This is a genomic window from Bradyrhizobium sp. sBnM-33 (assembly GCF_032917945.1).
Lineage (GTDB): Bacteria > Pseudomonadota > Alphaproteobacteria > Rhizobiales > Xanthobacteraceae > Bradyrhizobium.
Genome location: NZ_CP136624.1, coordinates 7,843,254 through 7,864,879 on the forward strand (window position 1 = coordinate 7,843,254; position 21,626 = coordinate 7,864,879).

At 62.7% G+C, this 21,626-nt stretch carries 19 protein-coding genes and 2 pseudogenes; 6 read left to right on the forward strand and 15 right to left on the reverse strand.

Going from position 1 to position 21,626, the window contains the following annotated elements:
- Nucleotides 1–20: 20 nt before the first annotated feature.
- Nucleotides 21–242: a hypothetical protein gene (locus RX328_RS36740; protein ID WP_213249134.1), complete on the reverse strand. Its 222-nt coding sequence runs from the start codon at nucleotides 240–242 to the stop codon at nucleotides 21–23.
- 132 nt (nucleotides 243–374) lie between these two features.
- On the opposite strand from RX328_RS36740, the gene hemE reads away from it, so the two are divergent.
- A complete protein-coding gene (gene hemE / locus RX328_RS36745) occupies nucleotides 375–1,421 on the forward strand; it encodes a uroporphyrinogen decarboxylase (RefSeq protein WP_213249136.1) in 1,047 nt (348 codons plus the stop codon).
- Nucleotides 1,422–1,584: 163 nt separating this feature from the next.
- Here hemE and RX328_RS36750 read toward each other — a convergent pair whose 3' ends face one another.
- From RX328_RS36750 to RX328_RS36760, 3 genes are all read right to left on the reverse strand, one after another.
- Nucleotides 1,585–3,198, reverse strand: coding sequence for a GMC family oxidoreductase (locus tag RX328_RS36750; protein WP_213249138.1), 1,614 nt, complete (start codon nucleotides 3,196–3,198; stop codon nucleotides 1,585–1,587).
- A 103-nt stretch (nucleotides 3,199–3,301) separates the two neighbouring features.
- The gene (locus RX328_RS36755) at nucleotides 3,302–4,075 is read right to left on the reverse strand and encodes an enoyl-CoA hydratase (RefSeq protein ID WP_213249140.1); all 774 of its coding nucleotides are present in this window, start codon (nucleotides 4,073–4,075) and stop codon (nucleotides 3,302–3,304) included.
- Nucleotides 4,072–4,512, reverse strand: coding sequence for a MarR family winged helix-turn-helix transcriptional regulator (locus RX328_RS36760; RefSeq protein WP_213249142.1), 441 nt, complete (start codon nucleotides 4,510–4,512; stop codon nucleotides 4,072–4,074). The genes RX328_RS36755 and RX328_RS36760 overlap by 4 nt, the downstream gene beginning before the upstream one ends.
- Nucleotides 4,513–4,648: 136 nt before the next feature.
- On the opposite strand from RX328_RS36760, the gene RX328_RS36765 reads away from it, so the two are divergent.
- Nucleotides 4,649–5,689 (forward strand): 5-methyltetrahydropteroyltriglutamate--homocysteine methyltransferase, encoded by a 1,041-nt coding sequence (locus RX328_RS36765; RefSeq protein WP_213249144.1) that lies wholly within the window; start codon nucleotides 4,649–4,651, stop codon nucleotides 5,687–5,689.
- Here RX328_RS36765 and RX328_RS36770 read toward each other — a convergent pair.
- From RX328_RS36770 to RX328_RS36805, 8 genes and pseudogenes are all read right to left on the reverse strand, one after another.
- Complete coding sequence (locus RX328_RS36770) at nucleotides 5,682–6,293, reverse strand: nuclear transport factor 2 family protein (RefSeq protein ID WP_213249146.1); 612 nt, start codon at nucleotides 6,291–6,293, stop codon at nucleotides 5,682–5,684. The two genes, RX328_RS36765 and RX328_RS36770, sit on opposite strands and share 8 nt — an antisense overlap.
- A gap of 59 nt (nucleotides 6,294–6,352) precedes the next feature.
- Complete coding sequence (locus RX328_RS36775; protein WP_213249148.1) at nucleotides 6,353–6,622, reverse strand: hypothetical protein; 270 nt, start codon at nucleotides 6,620–6,622, stop codon at nucleotides 6,353–6,355.
- Nucleotides 6,619–7,554, reverse strand: coding sequence for a DUF2778 domain-containing protein (locus tag RX328_RS36780; protein ID WP_213249150.1), 936 nt, complete (start codon nucleotides 7,552–7,554; stop codon nucleotides 6,619–6,621). Before RX328_RS36780 ends, RX328_RS36775 begins: the two co-directional genes overlap by 4 nt.
- A gap of 254 nt (nucleotides 7,555–7,808) precedes the next feature.
- A complete protein-coding gene (locus RX328_RS36785) occupies nucleotides 7,809–8,234 on the reverse strand; it encodes a DOPA 4,5-dioxygenase family protein (RefSeq protein ID WP_213249152.1) in 426 nt (141 codons plus the stop codon).
- A gap of 63 nt (nucleotides 8,235–8,297) precedes the next feature.
- Nucleotides 8,298–8,857 (reverse strand): annotated as a pseudogene (locus tag RX328_RS36790) (carboxymuconolactone decarboxylase family protein).
- A gap of 90 nt (nucleotides 8,858–8,947) precedes the next feature.
- Nucleotides 8,948–9,458 (reverse strand): annotated as a pseudogene (locus tag RX328_RS36795) (VOC family protein).
- A gap of 189 nt (nucleotides 9,459–9,647) precedes the next feature.
- Nucleotides 9,648–10,868, reverse strand: coding sequence for a cytochrome P450 (locus RX328_RS36800; protein WP_213249154.1), 1,221 nt, complete (start codon nucleotides 10,866–10,868; stop codon nucleotides 9,648–9,650).
- A gap of 59 nt (nucleotides 10,869–10,927) precedes the next feature.
- A complete protein-coding gene (locus RX328_RS36805) occupies nucleotides 10,928–11,137 on the reverse strand; it encodes a ferredoxin (RefSeq protein ID WP_213249156.1) in 210 nt (69 codons plus the stop codon).
- Between the two features lie 153 nt (nucleotides 11,138–11,290).
- Here RX328_RS36805 and RX328_RS36810 point away from each other — a divergent pair, with 153 nt between their 5' ends.
- The 3 genes from RX328_RS36810 to RX328_RS36820 all read left to right on the forward strand — a co-directional run bounded on the left by RX328_RS36810 (nucleotide 11,291) and on the right by RX328_RS36820 (nucleotide 14,165).
- Nucleotides 11,291–11,929: a TetR/AcrR family transcriptional regulator gene (locus RX328_RS36810; RefSeq protein ID WP_213249281.1), complete on the forward strand. Its 639-nt coding sequence runs from the start codon at nucleotides 11,291–11,293 to the stop codon at nucleotides 11,927–11,929.
- Nucleotides 11,926–13,116: a Na+/H+ antiporter NhaA gene (nhaA, locus tag RX328_RS36815; RefSeq protein ID WP_213249158.1), complete on the forward strand. Its 1,191-nt coding sequence runs from the start codon at nucleotides 11,926–11,928 to the stop codon at nucleotides 13,114–13,116. Before RX328_RS36810 ends, nhaA begins: the two co-directional genes overlap by 4 nt.
- 194 nt (nucleotides 13,117–13,310) lie before the next feature.
- A complete protein-coding gene (locus RX328_RS36820; RefSeq protein WP_213249160.1) occupies nucleotides 13,311–14,165 on the forward strand; it encodes a hypothetical protein in 855 nt (284 codons plus the stop codon).
- A gap of 88 nt (nucleotides 14,166–14,253) precedes the next feature.
- Here RX328_RS36820 and RX328_RS36825 read toward each other — a convergent pair whose 3' ends face one another.
- The 3 genes from RX328_RS36825 to nirB are packed head-to-tail and all read right to left on the reverse strand — an operon-like array spanning nucleotide 14,254 to nucleotide 19,715.
- On the reverse strand, nucleotides 14,254–16,911 hold the full coding sequence (locus tag RX328_RS36825) for a nitrate reductase (protein WP_213249162.1): 2,658 nt from the start codon (nucleotides 16,909–16,911) through the stop codon (nucleotides 14,254–14,256).
- Between the two features lie 12 nt (nucleotides 16,912–16,923).
- On the reverse strand, nucleotides 16,924–17,259 hold the full coding sequence (gene nirD / locus RX328_RS36830; RefSeq protein WP_213249164.1) for a nitrite reductase small subunit NirD: 336 nt from the start codon (nucleotides 17,257–17,259) through the stop codon (nucleotides 16,924–16,926).
- Nucleotides 17,256–19,715, reverse strand: a complete 2,460-nt coding sequence (gene nirB, locus RX328_RS36835; RefSeq protein ID WP_213249166.1) for a nitrite reductase large subunit NirB — start codon at nucleotides 19,713–19,715, stop codon at nucleotides 17,256–17,258. The genes nirD and nirB overlap by 4 nt, the downstream gene beginning before the upstream one ends.
- A gap of 651 nt (nucleotides 19,716–20,366) precedes the next feature.
- Here nirB and RX328_RS36840 point away from each other — a divergent pair.
- On the forward strand, nucleotides 20,367–21,626 hold the full coding sequence (locus RX328_RS36840; protein ID WP_213249168.1) for an MFS transporter: 1,260 nt from the start codon (nucleotides 20,367–20,369) through the stop codon (nucleotides 21,624–21,626).

Consider the following 21,626-nt stretch of genomic DNA (forward strand, 5'->3'; position numbering starts at 1 on the left):
CTCGCGTTGCCATTTTTGCATTAGCGGAAGACGGCGCGAACCTTGTCCCACAGCGATGGATTCTCATGTTCGTGATCGGCTTTCGATGGCGCCGGTTGCGCAGCGCTCACGGGATCTGAAGCCGGAAAGGTATCGACCAGACCGGCCTCGAGCTTTTCGTGGATGTCCCGGTCGGCCTTCAGCGCTTCGCGGGGGTCTTCGGCGTGCTTGTCATGCGCCGCAGGATTGAACTTCTGGGCCATAGGTACCTCCATGGATGAGATAACGGCCCCGTTTTACGCCGGTTCCACGTTCGCCCTCGGTATCCGTCCTTGGCCTCGAGGGAACCTGCGTGTATCAGAGGCGCATCAGCCGCGCCCGCAGGAATCTACGTTTTGTCTCAGAAATCCGCCGTGAAACCCCTTGTCGAAGTGCTGTCCGGCCACAGGCAGAAGGTGCCGCCGGTATGGATGATGCGGCAGGCCGGTCGCTATCTGTCTGAGTATCGCGAGCTGCGCGCCAAGGCGGGAAGCTTTCTCGACCTGTGCTTTACGCCGGAGTATGCCGCCGAGGTAACGCTGCAGCCGATCCGCCGTTTCAACTTCGATGCGGCGATCATCTTTTCCGACATTCTCGTCATTCCCTACGCACTCGGCCGCTCCGTGCGCTTCGAGGCCGGCGAAGGCCCGCGTCTCGATCCGCTTGATACGCCCGAACAGGTGGCGGCGCTGGCGCGCCATGCCGATTTCGGCAAGCTCGAGCCGGTCTATGAAGCGCTACGCCGCGTGAAGCGCGAGCTCGCGCCCGAGATCGCGCTGATCGGCTTCTGCGGCGCGCCCTGGACGGTCGCAACCTACATGGTTGCGGGACAGGGCACGCCGGATCAGGCGCCGGCGCGGATGATGGCCTATCATCATCCCGAGACGTTCGCTGAAATCATCGACGTGCTGGTGGAGAACTCGATCCAGTATCTGCTCGGCCAGCTCGAGGCCGGCGCCGATTGCTTGCAGATCTTCGACACCTGGGCCGGCGTGCTGCCGCCGCGCGAATTCGAGCGCTGGTCGATCGAGCCCGCGAAGCGCATCGTTGCCGGCGTCCGCGCGCAAGTGCCGGATGCCAAGATCATCGGCTTTCCCCGCGGCGCCGGCGCGCTGCTGCCGGCCTATGTGGAAGCAACCGGCGTCAATGCCGTCAGCATCGACTGGGCGGCCGAGCCTTCCATGATCCGCGAGCGGGTGCAGAACCGCGTCGCCGTGCAGGGCAATCTCGACCCGCTGGCGTTGATCGCAGGCGGCGCCGCGCTCGACCGCGCCGTCGACGACGTGCTGGCGAACTACGCGCAAGGACGGCTGATCTTCAACCTCGGCCACGGCATCCAGCCGGAAACGCCGATCGCCCATGTCGAGCAGATGCTCAAGCGGGTGCGGGAGTATAGGGGATGACGAAGGTCATGCCCCGCGAGGCGGGGCATCCAGTAACCACCGCCTTGCATTAGAACCGAGAGTTCACGGCGTACTGGATCATCCGCCGGAGCCTGTCATCGGCGCGCATTCGCGCGATCCGGTGGCGGATGATGACAGCTGTGTTTGCCGCTCGTGTTGTCCCCTACCGCGCATCCTCCAAAATCATATCCGACGCCTTCTCCGCGATCATGATCGTCGGCGCATTGGTATTGCCGGACATCAGGTCCGGCATGATCGAGGCGTCGACCACGCGAAGGCCCTCAATGCCGCGCACGCGCAAGCGCTGATCGACGACAGCGAGCGGATCGCTGCCCATCCGGCAGGTCGAGGTCGGGTGATAGACCGTGCTGCCGGTGCGGCGGCAGAAGTCCAGCAATTCATCGTCGCTCTGTACCTTCGAACCCGGATCGACCTCGGCGACCGCGTAAGCCTTCAGCGCAGGGGCTGCGAGGATCTTGCGCAGGATGCGGATGCCGTCGATGAAAGCGCGGCGATCGGTTTCGGTGGCGAGATAGTTGATGCGGATTTCCGGCGGCACCGAAGGGTCCGCGCTCCTGATGCGCAGCGAGCCGCGGCTTTCCGGGCGCAACTGGCAGACGGAGGCAGTGAACCCGGAAAGCGCGTGGAGTTTCTCGCCCATCTTGTCGGTCGAGAACGGCAGGAAGTGAATCTGAATGTCGGGCGACGCCAGCCGCGGGCTGGTCTTGAAGAAAGCGCCTGACGTGCCGGCCGCGATCGTCAGCGGCCCCTTGCGCAAGGCTGCGTACTGAATGCCGGCCATCATCCGGCGGATCGGATTGTTGACGACATCGTTGAGCGTGCACTTTTGCGCACAGCGGGTGATCAGGCGGACCTGCATGTGATCCTGCAGATCGTTGCCGACGCCGGGCGCGTCGAGCACGATCTCGATGCCATGCTGCTTCAGGAGATCCGCCGGTCCGACACCGGAGAGCTGCAGTAGTTGCGGCGAATTATACGCGCCGCTGGAGACCAGAATCTCCTTGCGCGCTCGCACCGTGCGCACGCGGTCTTCCTGCTTGTATTCGATCGCTTTGGCGCGGCGTCCTTCGAACAGGATGCGCTGCGCCAGCGCGGAAGTCTCGATGTGCAGGTTGGGCCGCTTCCTGGCGGGACGAAGATATGAGAACGCCGTGCTGGCGCGTCGCCCGCGCCTTGTCGTGGTCTGGAAGAAGCCCGCGCCCTCCTGGGTGGCGCCGTTGAAATCGGGATTGGTCGGAATGCCGGTCTCGGCCGCAGCGGTCACAAAGGCTTCCGACAGGGGATCGTGGTGCCGCCAGTCGGACACCGGCAGCGGGCCGCCGGTGCCGTGATATTTGTCCGCGCCGCGCTGCTGGTTCTCGGCCTTCTTGAAATAGGGCAGCACGTCGTCATAGCCCCAGCCGGCATTGCCGCGCTGCCGCCATCGATCATAATCCTCATGCTGGCCCCGCACATAGAGCAGGCCGTTGATCGAACTGGAGCCGCCCAGCACTTTTCCGCGCGGCTGGAACACCTGCCGGCCATTCAATCCCGGTTCCGGCTCGGTCTGGTACATCCAGTTGACGGATTTTTCCTTGAACAGTTTTCCGTAGCCGAGCGGCACGTGGATCCAGAGATTGGTGTCCTTCGGTCCGGCCTCCAGCAGCAACACGGAATGCTTGCCATCGGCCGTCAAACGATTGGCGAGCACACATCCGGCCGAGCCGGCGCCGACGATAACGTAGTCGAATTCGGAAGCTTCATTGTTCTTGTTCATTTGTTTCCCCCGTAGGCGGCCCAAAGAGGTAGCCGGGCCGCCACGGGTGGTCAATTGCCTCGCAATCGCAGGCAGGGAAAAACGATCCGCAATTGCACGCCGGCTAGCTGGCCAGTTTCAAAAAGTCCGGCGGCCGGCGCTCGGCGAACGCAACGAAGGCCTCACGCGCCTCCGCGGTCTTCAGGCGTTCCGCGAACTGCTCGCTCTCCGCCTTGATTTGCGCCATCAGAAGTTCCGGATTGCGCATCAGGCGTTTGGTCGTGCTGACGGCTCCCGCCGGCTGTTTCGCCAACCGGGACGCGAAAGCCTTCGCTTCCGCGTCGAGCTTGTCGAGCGGCACCACACGGTTGGCAAGTCCCCAGGCGAATGCGGATCTGGCATCGACCGCCTCACCGAGCACGAACATCTCGAAGGCGCGGGCATAGCCGATACGGAGCGGCATCAGCAGGCTGGAAGCTGCTTCCGGCACCAGCGCAAGGTTGACGAACGGGGTCGACAACAGCGCATTCTCGGCCAGCACGACCAGATCGCAATGCAGCAGCATCGTGGTGCCGATGCCGACGGCACGGCCCTGAACGGCTGCGACCAGCGGGCGGCTCGAATGTGCAAGTGCCTGCAGGAAGCGGCCGACATGCCGCTCGCCCTGAAACGCACCGGTCGCAATCGCTGCGAATTCGCCGACGTCGTTGCCGGCGGTGAACATGTCGCCTTCGCCGCGGATCAGCAGCACCCGGACGGATGAATCCGTCTCGGCGGCTTCGATCGCGTCCGCAAGCGCGCCGTACATCGCATTCGTCAGCGCGTTCTTCTTGTCGGGGCGAGCCATCGTCAGGTTCAAAATTCCGTCGCTCTTCTCGATCTTGATATGCTCGGTCATTCGTCTTCTCCTCTGGGAAATCTGCTTTGCATCGTGGTGAGCCAGCGCGCGACGACATCGATCTCGGCGTCGGTAAACCCTTCCGTGAGCCGCGCATTGACCTCGGCGAGCCCCGCTTTCGACTGCGCCATTGCCGCGCGCCCGGCTGGCGTCAGCCAAAGACGCCACGCGCGCCCGTCGTCCGGATCGGCCCGCCGCTCGATCAGGTTCGCCGCCGTCATCCGGTCCACCAATCCGCTGATGCCAGGTGGTCCAAGATCGAGCGCCGCACCGGCCTCGCCCATCAGGGCGCCGTCACGCTTCCCCAGAATGAACAGCAGACCGGACTGCGTCGCGGTTACGCCGGTGTTCTGCTTGCGCGCCGCCATCCAGCGCTGCAGCCGCCGCTGCGCGACGTTGAGCAGGAACACCAGCCGGTGCTCGCGCCGGGCGTTCATTGAACCGCGGATCGAAATTTATTTCGCATGCGAACTATATAGGCGCGAGCCGCCAACTTGTCACTATAATTCTGATGCGATCCACCCGGCCGGCGATCTCGTCGTGCGGTGGCCAGGACAAAGAACGGAAGCGATCATGCCCCTGCCAAAACATCTGCTGCCGACCACCGTCGTCGGCAGCTACCCGCAGCCGGAATGGCTGGTTAATCGCGCGATGTTGTCGAAGGTGGTGCCCCGCACGCGCCTGCACGCGATGTGGCGACTGCCTGCGGAGCACCTGGAAGAAGCACAGGACGACGCCACCATCGTTGCGATCAGGGACATGGAGCGCGCCGGCATCGACATCGTGACCGACGGCGAAATCCGCCGCGAGAGCTATTCCAATCGCTTCGCCACCGCGCTTGAAGGCATCGATGACGAAAATCCGGCGATGATCACTTCGCGTAGCGGACACGAAACGCCGGTGCCGCGTGTGGTCGGTCCGGTAAAGCGCCGCGGCCCGGTCGAGCTGCACGACATGGAATTTCTGCGAGAGAACACCGATCGCGCGGCCAAGATCACCCTGCCCGGCCCGTTCACGATGAGCCAGCAGGCCAAGAACGAATTTTATAAAGACGACGAAGAACTGGCGATGGCGTTCGCGGCGGCCGTCAACGCCGAAGCGCTCGATTTGCAAAAGGCCGGCGCTGACGTGATCCAGCTCGACGAGCCCTGGGTGCGCAACAACCCGGACCTTGCCCGGCGCTACGCTGTGAAGGCGATCAACCGCGCCCTGCAAGGCATCACTGTGCCGACCGTGGTGCATCTGTGCTTCGGTTATGCCGCGGTCGTCCCCGGCTCGACCAAGCCGGCCGGCTATTCCTTCCTTGCCGAACTTGCCGATACCAGTGCCGAGCAGATTTCGATCGAGGCTGCGCAGCCGAAACTCGATCTCGGCGTGCTCAAGGATCTGTCGTCGAAGAAGATCATGCTCGGCGTGCTCGACCTCGGCAATCCCGAGATCGAAGCCGCCGATGTGGTGGCCGGCCGCATCCGCAACGGCCTCAAGCACGTCGCCTCCGACCGACTGGTCATCGCGCCCGATTGCGGCATGAAATACATGCCGCGCCATGTCGCGTTTGGGAAATTGAAAGCGATGTGCGACGCCGCAGCGACGGTGCGCAAGGAGATCAGCTAAGCGGCCTGCCCTGCAGCCACGCCGCGCCTCGCGCATACAAAGCCTCGACCTCGGGTCCCTTCAGGCCGGGCATGTCGCGCTTGACCGTGTAGCCGATACGGGTCTGCAAATAGGCGAGATGGCGGTAGCCCGGCGGGAATTGCTCGAGGAGGGCCTTGTCCAGCACCGGGACCGTGCCCGGCGTGACGGGGTCCATGCGGTCCTTCTCATAGATCGGCTGGCGCAGCACGATACCCCAGCGTCCCTGCCGCTTTTCGAGAAAGTCGTAGAATCTCCCGGTGCAGAGCACGTCGCACAGCACGCCCTCGACCTCGGCACGCTGCGAGATCGTCATCTTAGTCTGCGCAATCGCGCGATTTCCCGCCAAGTCGACGGAGATGCCACCGAGAAAATGCAGGATGCTGACGCCCTTGGCCCAGGCCTGCTTGCTGATTTCGATGAACTCGTCGCCGGTGCCCTGCGTCCAGGTCGCCATCATGCGGCCGTCCGGATGCCAGACCGTGCGGAAACGCTCCCAGTCGCCGGCATCACGCCAGATCGCCCAGTTCTGCAACAATTCCCGGATCAGGCGATCGTCTTCAATCTCGGCGTGACTTACGGGCATGTGCGGATTTTCCTTTGAGACATATTTCTCAGGCGTCCATGAGAAATAACTGTACGCCTTCACAACAGCTTCGCGCGGACGAACAGCGCACGCAAGGCGTTGGTCGCCTGTACGGTCAGCATCGCGTTATCAGCGGCGCCCTGCAGTGCTTGCACGGCATCGGCGTGCAACGCGCGAAATTCGATCCATTCGATCGACGAGAGATTGGTGATGAAGCGGTAGGCCTGACCGACCGTCGCGATCGACACCGTATTGCCGTTCAGGCTGATCTTGAAGACCGCCCGCAACGGGGTGTCAGAATCGGCGGCATCGCCCGCAACGGCGGTCATGACGAAGATGGCGAACGCCGCGACGCGGTGAGGCCTTCGCGCAGACTCGGCACGACGACGAGCCGCTTGACCTCGCCGTTCCGGTAAGCCTGCAGGAATCTGTCGTAGTCTTTGATCGAGACGCAGCCGTTGGAATCGCCGTTGGGCCCGAGCAGGTAACTGTGCACGAGCAGGCCCGTTCGTCCGTGCATTTCGTTTTCGCCAATCGGCGTCATGCGCAGCGCCGCGACACCATGAAACAGTTTCTCGCGCGGCTTCAAATCGTAGATGTTGGGCGGGGTCGCGCCGACCATGCGCTGATCGACATGTGCCGGATTGTCCATCAGGCTGCCCAGCCCTGAGTGTGCCTCGAGTTTGGTGCCGCTCGGCAGGTAAACGGCGCGGGCCGAAATGTCATAGACGGCGGTCTGACTGTCATAGCCAAGCGCCGCCAGATCCTTGCGCTCGCTGAGCAGCCCATCCCCCGGCGTCAACGAGGCCAGCGAGAAGCGCATCGGCACCAGATCGGCGAGCTTCTCGAACATGGTGCGGTTGTCGGACGAGACCGGCTGCGGATCGCTTTTCACCGACTGAAGGTTGGCCAGGACCGGCCGAGACCTCGGGAGCGGGATTGCCGCTTCGACTGTCGGGGCCGGCGGCGGAGGCTGCACGTTCTCCTCACGCGATTGCTCCTCGCGCGATTGTCCGCCCAACAGGATTTCGATGTACGCGAACTCCGCGTCGAAGTCAGCGCGCTGCGGGCGGGCGGCGGCACGCCAGGGATAATTGAGGGCCAGCGAACGCCGCACCGAGGCGGAGCCGAAGCGCTCGTCGAACGAGGATGTGCTGCCGACATTCGCGGATGCGGGTTTGACCAAGCCGACCACGTCGAAATCGGTCACCCAGGCGGCCAACCCCAATGCCATGGCGAGCGCCGCCGTGCCGAATGCCATCTCACGGAGCAATCGGCTACCGCGGCTTGACGCAAGCCCGGCTGCGCTGGTCTTGGCTCTATCCATTCGTCCCCGGATCGGCGCTTCGGAATCGAATGATTCCTAAGGGATTCACCGAATAAGTCCCACCATAATGCAGATCAAAGTAAGGCGTAATCGAGACAGGCGCTTTCGGCCATCATGACCGGCCGAATTCGCAGGTTCAAGCCTTGTATTGGTAAACGGGCCGGGGCTTCCGACCGGCCGAGCCGCGCTCAAGGCCGGAGAATTGGATTGGTATTCGGTGCCGGCGCCCCTTCCATCTCGGCGTGCTCTGGCAGCTTATCGCCATGTACGGCCAGCGCCGGCCCGATCCAGATCGGATCCGCGAGATGGTCCCGCCGAGGATTGGTCGTATTCGGATGGACCAGGACGCTCAATTTGCCATGGTTGAGCATCAGCCAAGGGACCAGTTCAGAAAACACCTCGCGGGCAAAGGCGACCTGGTACATGGCCTGATCGTGCGGGCCGACCTTGACGTCGTGCCACCGTCCGAGCGTGACCGAGAATCGCTCGCCGATCCACGAGCGCAGTTGCTCGGCCTCGGCCCGCGTGGTCGCCGGATCGTAGTAGATGTGGGCGTGATAGCTGGCAATTTCGCCTAGCGGTCGCGGACCGCTCGAACCGGGCTCACTCGTCATCCCTGTGCTCCACGCTATCGTTGGACCGGCCGATGATCGCTGTAACCGGGGGCGTGGTCAATGTCAGCCCGTTTGCTTCTGGCCGCCCTCGAAGACGGCCATACCAGCGGCAGGGTCGAGGTCAACCTCGGTCGCTTCCGTCAGTCGCGCCATCGTCATGTAGAAACCGATTGCAAGAATCGATTCGACGATCTCCTGTTCGCTGAAGTGCTTGCGCATGGCGGCGAAGACCGGTTCTGAAACGCGCACGTTCTCGATCACTTCGCGGCCGAACGCCAGCAGCGCCTGTTCGGCGGCGTTGAAGGCCGCGTCCCCGTAGTTGCCCTGATCGATGCAGTCGATCTGCCGCTGGGTCACGCCGACGCCGAGCGCGATCGGAACATGCTGCCGCCATCATATTCGCCGTGCTCCCATTGCGCGACCTGGAGGATCAGCAATTCGCGATTGACGTGGCTGAGCTTCTGGCGGTGCAGGATCGAATTGGCGAACCGCATCGCCGGAATGAAATTGGCCTCGGCATGCGCCATCATCCGGAAGATGTTCAATACGACCGGCATCCGATCGAAGGATGCACGCACGTCGCCACTGGTTGTCGCGGGATCGATCAGGGGAAGTCTTGCCACTCGCCTCTCCTTGCGCTTGCTGTTCTTATTGCCGAGACGCTTCCGCGCTCTGGTCGTAACTTACTTCACGGATGCCGGATCGCGCGTCGCTCAGCGGCCGCCGACTTCGCGGATCGGATCGGAGCCGTCCCAATCGGCGGCAACCCGGCGGATGTGCTCGAAGAAACTTCCCTTGCTTCCGCTGATGTCTGATGGGCTTGTATATCGAAATAGGCGAAGCGGCCCTTTTCGCCGCCGATCTGCCCCTCATGCCCCACTTTATAGCCAAGCGACAGCGCGCGGTCGTAGAGGGCCTGATATTCGCGGGTCCAATACGAGATGTGCTGCAAGCCCTCGCGGCCGGACTCGAGAAACTCCTTGTACATCGAGGGCGCGCCATTGCGCTGCTGGATCAACTCGATCTGGAGATCGCCGGAATTGGCGAGCCCACGCTCATCTCCATGGCGGAGTCCTGGCCGCGGTGGCGGAAGTAATCGGTCTTGACCCTGTCGATGTAGTACCAGGGGCCGACGCCCATCACATTGACCCAGTGATCCATGGCGGCTCGGATATCACGGACGACATATCCGTTCTGGCACACCGCACCAAACATACGACTCATGCGACCCTCCCGTGTGCTTGCCGGCGGTGTAACGAGATTAGATCGAACAGTACCCGCATCGGCGCTCTCCTCCCTCTCCCGCTTGCGGGAGAGGGCCGGGATGGGGTGTCGCCGCAAATCACGCTGTTCGTGTGGAGAGAGCTTTCCCACCCGCAAGCAGGAGGCGTGAAGTCACGCCTTATCCGGCCCTCAATTCTCCTTCCCGAACAGCAGCGGCAACTGACGCGGGCCGCGAACGGTGCCTTCCGACCATGTGATCTTGCCGGCCGGATCGAGCCTGAAATCCGGAATCCGCTTCAGCCATTCCTCGATCGCGACCGTCATTTCCATGCGGGCGAGATTGGAGCCAACGCAGCGATGAATGCCGAGGCCGAACGCGGCGTGGCGATTCTCCTTGCGGTCGATCACGACCTTGTCGGCATCGGGGAACATGGCGGGATCGCGGTTCGCCGCCGGGAATGACAGCAGCACCATGTTGCCGGGCTTGACCGGGCAGCCGCTGATCGTCGTCTCCTTCATCACCTCACGTGCCATCGTCACCGGCGAGTAGGCGCGCAGCAGCTCCTCGACCGCGAGCGGCATCAGCTCCGGCTCATTGACCAGGCGCTCGCGGTCCGCGGGCGTCTTGGCCAGATGCCACAGCGAGGACCCGATCGCGCTCCAGGTGGTGTCGATGCCGGCGATCAACAGCAGCCGCAGCGAACCCAGCACGTGTTCGTCAGCCAACGGATTTCCATCCTTGTCTTTCGCCTTCATCAAGGTCGAGATCAGATCGTCGGTCGGATTCTTCCTGCGCTGCTCGAGGTGGCCGGCGAAATAGCCGGTCATCTCCTTCACCGCCTCCATCAGCGCGTTGTCGTCCTTGATGCCGAGTTCGAGGATGCCGTGAATCCATTTGATGAAGAGGTCGCCGTCCTTCTCGGGAATGCCGAGCATGTGCGCGATGGCGCGCACCGGAACGTGCTTGGTGTAGCGGGCGGCGGCGTCGCATTTGCCGTCGGCAATGAACTCGTCGATCAGTTCGTTGCAGATCGCGCGTACCCGCGGCTCCAGCTTCTTCATCGCGTCCGGGGTGAAAGGCGGCAGCAGAATTTGCTTGGCCGGCTTGTGCTCGGGCGGGTCGGAAGTGATCGGTGGCGCCCGGGCCGTGATCTCCGGCCGGACGTCGCGCACGATCACACATCGGGAAGAAAAATGCTCGGTGTCGTAGGCGATTTCCTTTACCGCCTGGTAGGTGGTCGGCATGTAGCAGCCGAGAAAGCGCTCGGTGTGAACGACAGGCGAAGCCGCGCGCAGCTTTTCCCAGATCGGAAACGGATCTTCCGTCCACACCGGGTCAGTATGGTCGAAATCGTTGATCCAGTCAGTGACTGGCGGATGTTCGGGCATGATGCTGGCGGAATCGGACATCGGAGCAATTCCTCTGCTTGGTTCGTTCAGATCGTGATGGATGAAGATCCGCGACCGGATTATTCTTCGGTCACCTCGATGGCAATTTCCGGACAGTTACTCTGAGCGAGCCAGGCCTTGTCTTCCAGGCCCGCAGGCACAGAACCGTCGCCTGTTTCGTGCGCGTTGCCGAATTCGTCGAGGTCGAACAGTTCGGGTGCCAGTGATTTACAACGCGCGTGTCCTTGGCATTTGTCCTGGTCGACGCGGATCTTCAGCTTTGCAGCCATCGCAGCGCTCCCCTCTTTGTGGCGCGTATTGTCTCGCGCTACCTTTCCGTCGGCGCAGCGGCACAGACCCGCCGGAGCACCGCGAAGTTATATCATATTACATTCGCGTTGCCGTTGTGCTGTCAAGGCAAAAGTTATAGATCATGGAACCGAATGCCGCCTCGACCCGCACGTAAAGCGCTGAATGCCTACCACCATGGGGATCTTCGTGATGCCCTGGTTAAGGCCGCGTTGCATGAAGTGGAACTAGGAGGTCCCGAAGCGATCAGCATCAGCGCGCTGGCCAAAAAACTCGGCGTCTCGCAGCCGGCGCCTTACAAGCACTTTGCCGATCGCGAGACGCTGCTGACGGCTGTGACGGCCGAAGCGTTCCGCCAGTTCAGTGCCATGATGCGTGCAGCGCTTGAAAAGCCCTCGAAGCAGTCGAAGCTGTCGCGCTTCGCGCAGCTCACGCTTGATTTCGGCCTGCGCCGCAACGGCATCTATCGCCTGATGTTTGCGTCTCGAACCATGGCATGCGCGCCGAAAGGCAGCGAGCTGCATAGTGCAGCAATGGAGACCTTCGAGCTCCTGGTAGAGGCGCTGGAGGCGCCCGCTGTAGAACTGTTGCGCGAGCGGAGCGCCCTGAAGATCTGGGCCTCGCTGCACGGCGTGGTGATGCTCGCCGAACAGGGATTGCTCACTGGCCAGGCTGCCCATGTCAGCCGGGAAGAACTGGTCGAGGACATCGTGGAGGAAACCAAGCTCGCGCTGTCCGTTGCGATCGAGAAGGCCGGCAAGGCTGGTTCATGACGGCCAAGGCTCCGGCGGCCGCGCCTCACACTGCCGACAATACCGACCTTTATGGCGGTATCGCGCTTGGTATCGCCGCCGCCGCAGCGCTCAGCGTCGCTAACTCGCCGCTCGGCTCGCAGTATCAGGCGCTGTTGCATACGACCGGCGAGGTGCGGATCGGATCGATCGGACTGAGCAAGACGCTCGAACACTGGATCAACGACGGCTTGATGGCGGTGTTCTTTCTGCTGGTCGGCCTCGAGATCAAACGCGAGGCGATCGAGGGTACGCTGGCGAGCCCGAAGAAAGCGGCATTGCCCGTGATCGCCGCGTTCGGCGGATTTATCACGCCGGCCGCCATTTTTGCGGCGGTCAACTGGGGCGATGCCGAGGCGTTGCGCGGCTGGGCGATACCGGCAGCCACCGACATTGCCTTTGCGCTCGGCGTCTGCGCCATGCTGGGACGCAAGGTACCGGCTTCGCTGAAGACTTTTCTGCTGGCCCTCGCGATCATCGACGACCTAATGGCTATCATCGTCATCGCGATGTTCTATGCTGTCGATCTTTCGGTTCTAGCGCTGGGGCTCGGCGCACTCGGCATCACTGCGCTCGTGGTTCTCAACCGGCTCGATGTGCGAAGGCCCGCATTCTATCTGATCGCCGGCCTTTTCACCTGGGTCTGCGTGCTCAAGTCCGGCGTGCATGCGACACTTGCCGGTGTCGCTGTCGGCTTCGCGATGCCGCTGACCCGGCATAATGGCCACAGCCTGCTCGAGGACACCGAGCATGCACTCAAGCCGTGGGTCAGTTTCGCCATCGTGCCGCTCTTTGCCTTCGCCAATGCAGGCGTATCGTTTCATGGACTGACCTTGGAAAAGCTGACAGAGCCGATACCACTTGGAATCATCGCGGGGCTGTTCATCGGCAAGCAGATCGGCGTCTTCGGCGCTTCGCTGCTTGCCGTCAGGCTGGGCCTCGCTGCCATGCCGGACGGGGCCACGACGACGAAGTTTTATGCCACGGCCATCCTGACCGGCATCGGTTTCACCATGAGCCTCTTCATCGGAACGCTGGCCTTCGACGACGAAGCGGTGCTGAAACAGGTCCGGCTCGGCGTCCTCGCGGCTTCGCTGCTGTCCGGCATCGTCGCCGCGCTGCTTTTTGCGGCCCTCGGCCGATCAAACGAAGTTCCGGCTTCCCGATAGGGCGGAGCAAACGCGCCACACCCCCCATGAGATCGCAGCCCGGATGGCAGCCGCTGCTTGTATTCGCCATGGGCAAATGATCTAGCTTGTCCAGTCAAGGGCAACGCCGGTTGAGCACGAGTTTTACCAGATCCACTGCACCGCGCCGTCTGAAACTCGCGCCAGCGCGATCCGTCAGAAGCGTAGCGCTCGGCATGCTGGTGTGGTTTTGCGTTACGGGCCTTGCGCTTGGAAAAGACGAAGGCGACGGTGAGGAGGATGCGGGCAAGGCAAAACCAGCTCTGCCGAACTTCTACCTCGATATGAGAACCATCTACTCGACGCTGCCCGCCGGCTCGCTCTCGATCGGATTCAGCGCGCCTCCGTTGTTATCGAGGCTGGCGAACCTTTCCTCGCTCCGAACCCTTACCTCGCCGTCCAGCCAAAGCGTCTCGGTCGACCTGCCCTTGACCGTCGATGTCAACGATCGGCTCTCGGTCTATGGCGGGGTCAGCGGAGCCACCTCGCAGGCGAGTACCGATCCCTGGACGATGTTCTCGATCTACGCCTTCACCGTCGGATTTCAGGCCGACCTCTATCAACAGAACGGCGGAATGTTTCCGACCATCACCATTCAAGCCAACGCGACGCGATCGATTTCGGACGCGCCGCTGGCCACGACGGCCTACAACACCATCCTCGAGGCGGGCTACGCGCTGGACGCGGACGAGACGCGCGGGTTGCTGGCGGGGATGCAATACACCAGGGTTCTGGTCGATACCCCGCTCGCCCGTGTCAGTCCCGACGTTATGGGCTATGTCGGCGGCTATTATCAGTGGGACAACAACTGGAAGCTTACCGGCCGCTTCGGCGTGCAATCCTTCGGCGGCGCGCAGCTTCTGAACCTGACGCCGTTTCCCGCGTTCACGCAGCCGATCGTGCGCTTCGACCTCGACCGGATGGATGACGACGATAATCGGCTGTTCGGTATCACCGCGCAGATCGCCTGGACGCCGAAGCCATCGTATCAGCTAACGCTGCGAACGCCGCTCTACGCGATCAAGAACTAGCGGCGACGTTACGGCAAGAGCCGCCGAGACCGATGGTCCGGCAACAGCCGTTTGACGGATCGGAACCGGTCTACGAATCGGGCCACTCTCATGCCGGATGCGGATCGCGCACGGCCATGCCGCGCAATAGCTTGCTGATCTCCGGCTTGCAGGCGCCGCAATTGGTGCCGGCCTTCAGGCGCCGGCCGACGTCGTCGACGCTGGCTGCACCTTTATGGATTTCGGCGGATATCTGATGCTGCCCGACGCCGAAGCACGAGCAGACGATTGGCCCGATGTCGTCGCCTGTATCGAGCGGCTGCCCCGTCAGCAGCGACATCCGCGCACTCGGTGACAATTCCTGTTCCGCGAACAGGCCGGAGAGCCACGACCGCGAGACCAGCCTGTGATCGGGCGCGATAAACACGCAACCTTCCAGCCGACCGTCGCGAACAGCGGCGTAGCGGAAACGGCCGGCCTTCGGATCGCGATAGGCAATCCATTCGATGTCGTGTCCGACGCCGAGTTGCGCCCGCGCCCAATCGCGCCAGCTCGGCGGCCGCTCGTCACCAGCAAGCTCCATCCGCCAGCACGTCCCTGAAAGCCCGCCGACCCAATAACCCGCGGCGGGACGCTCGATCTCCCGGCGGCTGAGGATGAAGGCATGCCATTTCGGCAAGTAAGCCGCCGCCCTGACCGGCGTGTGCTTGGATTCCGGCTGTCCGGAGATCGGATCGGTCGCTGGATTGACCAGTGCGTTGACCCAGCCGTCGCCGGCGTACTCGCCGTTCCAGTGCATCGGCACGAACACGCAGCCGCGCCGCTGCTCGGCGGTGACGACAACGCGCGCCACCATCTCGCCCCACGGGCTGGTCAGCCGCGCGAGGCCGCCATTCTCGACGCCGGCTGCGCGTGCATCGTCGGGGTGAAATTCCGCACACGGCTCGAAGATGTGCGCCAGCAGCCGCGGCGATTTCCCGGTCCGCGTCATGGTGTGCCATTGATCGCGTACCCGCCCGGTATTGAGCACCAGCGGATAATCGCGGCTGGTCGCGTTCACGGCAGCACGCGGCGTCACCGGCACGAAACGGGCCTTGCGGTCGGCGGTGAAGAATTCGCCTGTCTCGAACATCCGCGGCGTGCCGGTCGGATATTCCCGCGTCACAGGCCACTGGATCGGAGTAAGCGCGTCGTAAGCGCGATCGTCGAGCGTCTTCAGCGCGGACAGATCGAAATCGCGCGTCCCGTCATTCTCGAAGCTGGAAAGCCCGGCGTGCTCGCGGAAGATCGCGGCAGCGTTTGGATACTCGAACCCCGAAAAACCCATGCGCCGGGCGACGTCGCAGACCGCCTGCCAATCGGCCCTTGCAGCGCCGGGCGCCGGCAGGAACGATCGCTGCCTGGAAATGCGGCGTTCGGAATTAGTGACGGTGCCGTCCTTTTCGCCCCAGGTGAGCGCAGGCAGCAATACATGGGCATGACGCGTAGTGTCGGTGTGCCGCATGCAGTCGGAGACGACGACAAGCTCGCACGCCTCGAGCGCGCGGCGCACGCGATCGGCATCCGGCAGGCTGACCAGAGGATTGGTAGACATGATCCAGACCGCCTTGATGCGCCGATCGGCGATCGCGTCGAACATGTCGATGGCCTTGAGGCCCAGTTTGTCCGCGATCACAGGCGATTGCCAGAAGCGTTGAACGACGTCGCGGTGCTGCGGGTTCTCGATCTCCATATGGGCGGCAAGCTGGTTGGCCAGCCCGCCGACTTCGCGGCCGCCCATGGCGTTGGGCTGTCCGGTCAGCGAGAACGGCCCCATACCGGGCCGCCCGATGCGGCCGGTCAACAAATGACAGTTGATGATCGAATTGACCTTATCGACGCCGCTGCTCGACTGGTTGATACCTTGCGAATAGAGCGTGACGACCCGGTCGGTTTTGGCAAACCAGTCGAAGAACAACGCCACGGCGCCCTCTGACAGACCGCAGATGTCGGCGGTGTGCGCAACCGTCTGGCCGGCGACCTGCTGCAGCGCGGCTTCGGCGCCGGTGGTGAAGCCATCCACGAATGCGCGATCGATGGCGTTGCGCGATGCAAGATGCGCAAGCAACCCGTTGAACAGCACGGAGTCGCTGCCCGAGCGAAGCGGCAGGTGCAGATCGGCGCCATCACATGTCGCGGTCCGCCGCGGGTCGATCACGACGATGCGGCACGCAGGATTGTTGGCCTTGGCCGCCACCATGCGCTGGTAAAGGATCGGATGGCACCAAGCGGCATTGGAGCCTACCAGAACAAGAAGATCGGCGGTTTCGAGATCCTCATAGCAGCCCGGAACGGTATCGCTGCCGAACGCACGCTTGTGGCCCGCCACGCTCGACGCCATGCACAGCCGGGAATTGGTGTCGATGTTCGCAGTGCCGATGAAGCCCTTGGCGAGCTTGTTGATGACGTAATAGTCCTCGGTGAGAATCTGGCCGGAGACGTAGAACGCGATCGAATCGGGTCCATGCTCGCGGATGGTTCTGCCAAATCCCTCCGCGACATGGTCGAGCGCCGTATCCCAGCTCGTTTCTTGCCCGTTGACCACGGGAGCGAGCAGCCGCCCCTCAAGGCCGATGGTCTCGGCGAGCGCCGAGCCTTTCGCGCACAGCCGCCCGAAATTGGCGGGATGCAGCGGATCGCCCCGGACGGTCACGGCGCCGGCGGGACCCCGGTCAGCGACAACGCCGCAGCCTACCCCGCAATACGGACAGGTTGTCTTCACTGGCACGGGCGATCACCCTCACTCGGCGGGCACAGCCGCTGCCGTTTGGACGCTAAGCCAGACCATGCCGTTCTCCACCTTGGTCGGATGCGCGCGCGTGCATCCCTCGTCGGGCGCGACCGCCATGCCGCTCTTGAGTTCGATGACGAAATTGTGCAGCGGACAGGTCACGCGCTTGTTGTGGACGATGCCTTGCGACAAGGGTCCGCCCTTGTGCGGACAGCGGTCGTCGAGCGCGAACACCTCGTCCTCGCTGGTCCGGAATACCGCAATGTCTCCGGACGCCGTCCGCACCACGCGCGAGCCGAGAACGGGAATGTCGTTCAACGCCCCGATTTCGATCCATTTGGTCATGCGAGTTCGAGCTCCGCCAGCGGGGTGAATTCGTTACGATCGACGCCGCGCTGCGCGCGCGCCGCCCAGGGATCGCTCTGCGAAAATTGCTGCGAGTAGGCGAAGCGGCTGAACAGCGCCTTGCGGTTGGCGACATCGTCGACCACCTGCTTGCGGATCGCATCGAGACCGACCCGATCGCACCACTTGTACATACGTTCCAGATACCAGCCCTGTTCGCGATAGAGCTGCGTTAGCGCGGCGATGATTTCGAGCGTCTCCTCCTCCGTCGCTGCCTTCGCCAGGAATTCGGTTCCCTTGATGTGAAGACCGGCAGCGCCGGCGAAATGGATCTCGAACCCGGAATCGACGCAGACGACGCCGACGTCCTTGCAGGTCGCTTCCGCGCAGTTGCGCGGACAGCCGGAGACTGCGAGCTTCACCTTGGCCGGCGTCCACGAGCCCCACATGAACTTTTCGAGCTTGATGCCGAGGCCGGTCGAATCTTGCGTGCCGAAACGGCACCATTCCGATCCAACACAGGTCTTCACCGTTCGCAATCCCTTGGCATAGGCATGGCCCGACACCATGCCTGCACTGTTGAGATCGGCCCAGACCGCGGGCAGGTCCTCCTTCTTCACGCCCAGAAGATCGATGCGCTGTCCGCCGGTCACCTTGACCGTCGGAATCTTGAACTTGTCGGCGACGTCGGCGATGGCGCGCAATTCATCCGGCGTCGTGACGCCGCCCCACATCCGCGGCACGACAGAGTACGTTCCGTCCTTCTGGATATTGGCGTGAACTCGCTCGTTGATGTAGCGCGACTGCTGATCGTCGCGATACTCGCCCGGCCAGGTCGCGAGTAGATAATAGTTCAGGGCAGGCCGGCAGGAGTGGCACCCGTTCGGCGTTTTCCAGTCCATGAACTTCATGACATCGGGGATGGTCTTCAAGCTGTTCTCGACGATGACGCGGCGCGCATCATCGTGGCTGTGATCGGTGCACGCGCACATCGGCTTGACCTTCGGCGCCGCCGAATAGTCACCGCCGAGCGTGAAAGCGAGAACCTGCTCGACCAGACCGGTACAGGAGCCGCACGATGACGATGCCTTGGTGTGGGCACGCACGTCGTCGATCGTGAAGAGTTTCTTTTCGCTGATCGCCTTGACGATCGTCCCCTTGCAGACGCCGTTGCATCCGCAGATTTCCGCATCGTCGCTCATGGCGGCTACCGAGTTCTTGCCGCTATGGCCGCCGTCGCCGAGATTGGCGGCGCCGAACACCAGCCGCTCGCGCATCTGCGAAACGTCGGTGCCGTCGCGCAGATGCTGGAAGTACCACGGGCCGTCGATGGTATCGCCATAGAGCACGGCGCCGACGATCTTCTTGTCGCGCAGGATGATGCGCTTGTAGACGCCGCGGGAGGCGTCCTGCATGACGATCTCTTCCTTGTCCGCACCCGGCGCGAAGTCGCCGGCGGAGAACAGGTCGATCCCGGTCACCTTCAGTTTGGTCGAGACCACCGACCCGTCATAGGTAGCGAAGCCTTTCATCGCGAGGTGGTTGGCGCAAACCTTGGCCTGGTCGAACAAGGGAGCCACGAGACCGTAGGTCTGGCGCCGGTGCTGCACGCATTCGCCGACGGCATAGATTCGTCCGTCGTAGGTCTGCATGGTGTCGGAGACCACAATGCCGCGCTCGCAATACAGCCCTGCCTTGCGCGCCAACTCGACATTCGGGCGGATGCCGACCGCCATCACGACCAGATCCGCAGGGATCTCCTCGCCGTCGGCGAAGCGTACGCCGGTCACGCGATCCTCGCCGAGAATAGCTTCCGTTTGCGCCGGCATCTTGAACACCATGCCGCGCTCTTCCAGCGACTTGCGCAGCAATCCACCTGCGACCTGATCGAGCTGGCGTTCCATCAGCGTGTCGAGCAGATGCACGACGGTGACGTTCATGCCGCGCTTCATCAAGCCGTTGGCAGCCTCGAGGCCGAGCAGACCGCCGCCGATCACGACGGCATTCTTGAAGCTCGTCGAGGCCTGAACCATTTGCTCGACGTCCTGGATGTCGCGAAAGCCGATGACGCCCCGGAGGTCCTTGCCCGGAAGCGGCAACATGATCGGGTTCGAGCCGGTAGCGATCAGCAGGCGATCATAAGGTACCCGCGCGCCCTCTCTCGTCACGACTTCGCAGGTACGCCGATCGATCATCTCGATCATCTCGCCCTTGCGCAGTGTGATTCCGTTGTCCTCGTACCACTGCTCCGTGTTGAGCATGATGTCGTCGACGGTTTTTTCGCCGGCAAGCACGGGCGATAGCAGAATTCGATTGTAATTGCCGTATGGCTCGGAGCCGAAGACGGTGATGTCATAGAGATGGGGCGCTCGGTCGAGCAGCAATTCCACCGTGCGGATGCCGGCCATTCCGTTGCCGATCACCACCAGCTTTGGCTTGTTTACTTTATCGAGCATGCTCTGCCTTCTGATCCAGGTTCCGATGGCCCCGCTCGGCGACGCAACTGTGCATCGTCGATCGGCGAGAATTGTTGATGATTGAGGAGCGCCCATCGGCGGGCAGAGTATCGTCGACTATGACGATCGAGATCTCATGTATTCAAGAGACGTGCCAACGCCGAACCCGTAATTCTTCGGGCGCAACACGCGGCGTCAGCCGGTAAATCGTTAATTGGCTGCACCTTCGCGTGCATGGATGCCCAAAAAATCACCCGTAAGGGTTATCCGTTGTGCACAACCCGAATACTTCACCGTGACTCGATGGCAATGTGCCCGTGGAAATAGCACGGCACCGGACTGGCGGCTTTCAGGAGAGCTTTTCCGTTAATACCTCGCACAGCATAATAAAACACCACACTGCACGTTCGAGCGGCTGGTTTTGCCAATAAACGGAGCAGCGGCCGCATTCGCGGCAGTTTGGGCGCACTTGGCAAGGTACTGCAAATACACGCCAAGTGGCGCGCTTGTCTGTCTGGCACGTGAATTGCTGACGTTGAGACCTAGAGTGCGTCTCAACGACGAGCCGACTCGCTTCCCAAATTCCGTCTCTTTGTGCCGAGATCCCGCGCGGCCCGCGCGGTATCACACGCCGCTGTTCGAGGCTGCTCGATGAAGTTTGCTGAATTCAAGAAGGCCGGCCACTGGCCGACGCTGCTCGCCGCCTTTCTCTATTTCGACATCAGCTTCATGGCTTGGGTCGCGCTCGGTCCGTTGATCGTCTACATCGTGCATGACATGAACCTTGCCGTCGACGAGAAGTTCACGCTCGTCGCCATTCCGGTCCTGGCCGGCGCGTTGCTGCGGGTTCCGATGGGCCTTCTCGCCGATCTGTTCGGCGCCAAACGGACCGGAATTGTCGCGCAACTCGTCGTCATCGCCGCGACGGCATGGGTTTGCTATTTCGGACTCCCGAGCAAGCTGTCGGTGGAGATCTTCGGTCTCGCGCTCGGCATCGGCGGCGCCTCGTTCGCGGTAGCGCTACCGCAGGCGAGCCGCTGGTATCCGCCGCAATATCAGGGCGTGGTGATGGGGATCGCTGGCGCCGGCAATATGGGTGTCGTGCTCGACACGATGTTCGCGCCGACGATTGCCGAACATTGGGGCTGGCAGGCCGTGTTCGGCGTGCTGCTGGTTCCGATGGTGCTGATCCTCGCCTACTACGTCGTCGCCGCCAAGGACGCGCCCGGAGAGCGCAAACCGATTTCGCTGAAAGCGTATGGCACTTTGCTGCGCGATCCTGACAGCCGCTGGTTCATGTTCTTCTACTTCATCACCTTCGGCGGCTTCGTCGGGCTGGCTAACGCGTTGCCGCTGTATTTCACGGTGCAGTATCACGTATCAGGCGTCGCGGCGGGTCTGTTGGTTTCCTTGATCGTTGCTTTCGGTTCGGGCTTCCGCCCGGTCGGCGGCCTGATCGCCGACCGCATCGGAGGCATCCGCTCATTGTCGATGTTCTTTGGCGTCGTCGTGGCGGCGTATCTCGTCATCGCCTTCCTGCCGGAGGGGCCGGCTGCGCCGGCGCCTGCTGGTTGGGGGCTCACCGAAATGCCGCGGATCGCCTGGATATCGGTATTGCTGTTCTCTATCGGGGTCCTCGCGCTCGGCATGGGTAATGGCGCCGTGTTTCAGCTAATCCCGCTCCGCTTCCGGCATGAGATCGGCCTGATGACCGGCATGGTCGGTTGCGCCGGCGGCGTCGGCGGTTTCTTCCTTGCCAAGGCCCTCGGCGTGGCCAAGGGAATGACCGGCGGGTTCGGCGCCGGCTTCCTGTTTTTCGGCCTGCTGGCGTTGCTTGGTTTCCTCGGGCTTGCCATGGTCAAGGTACGCTGGCGCACCACATGGGGCGCCGCATCGGGAGCGCGGGTCTGA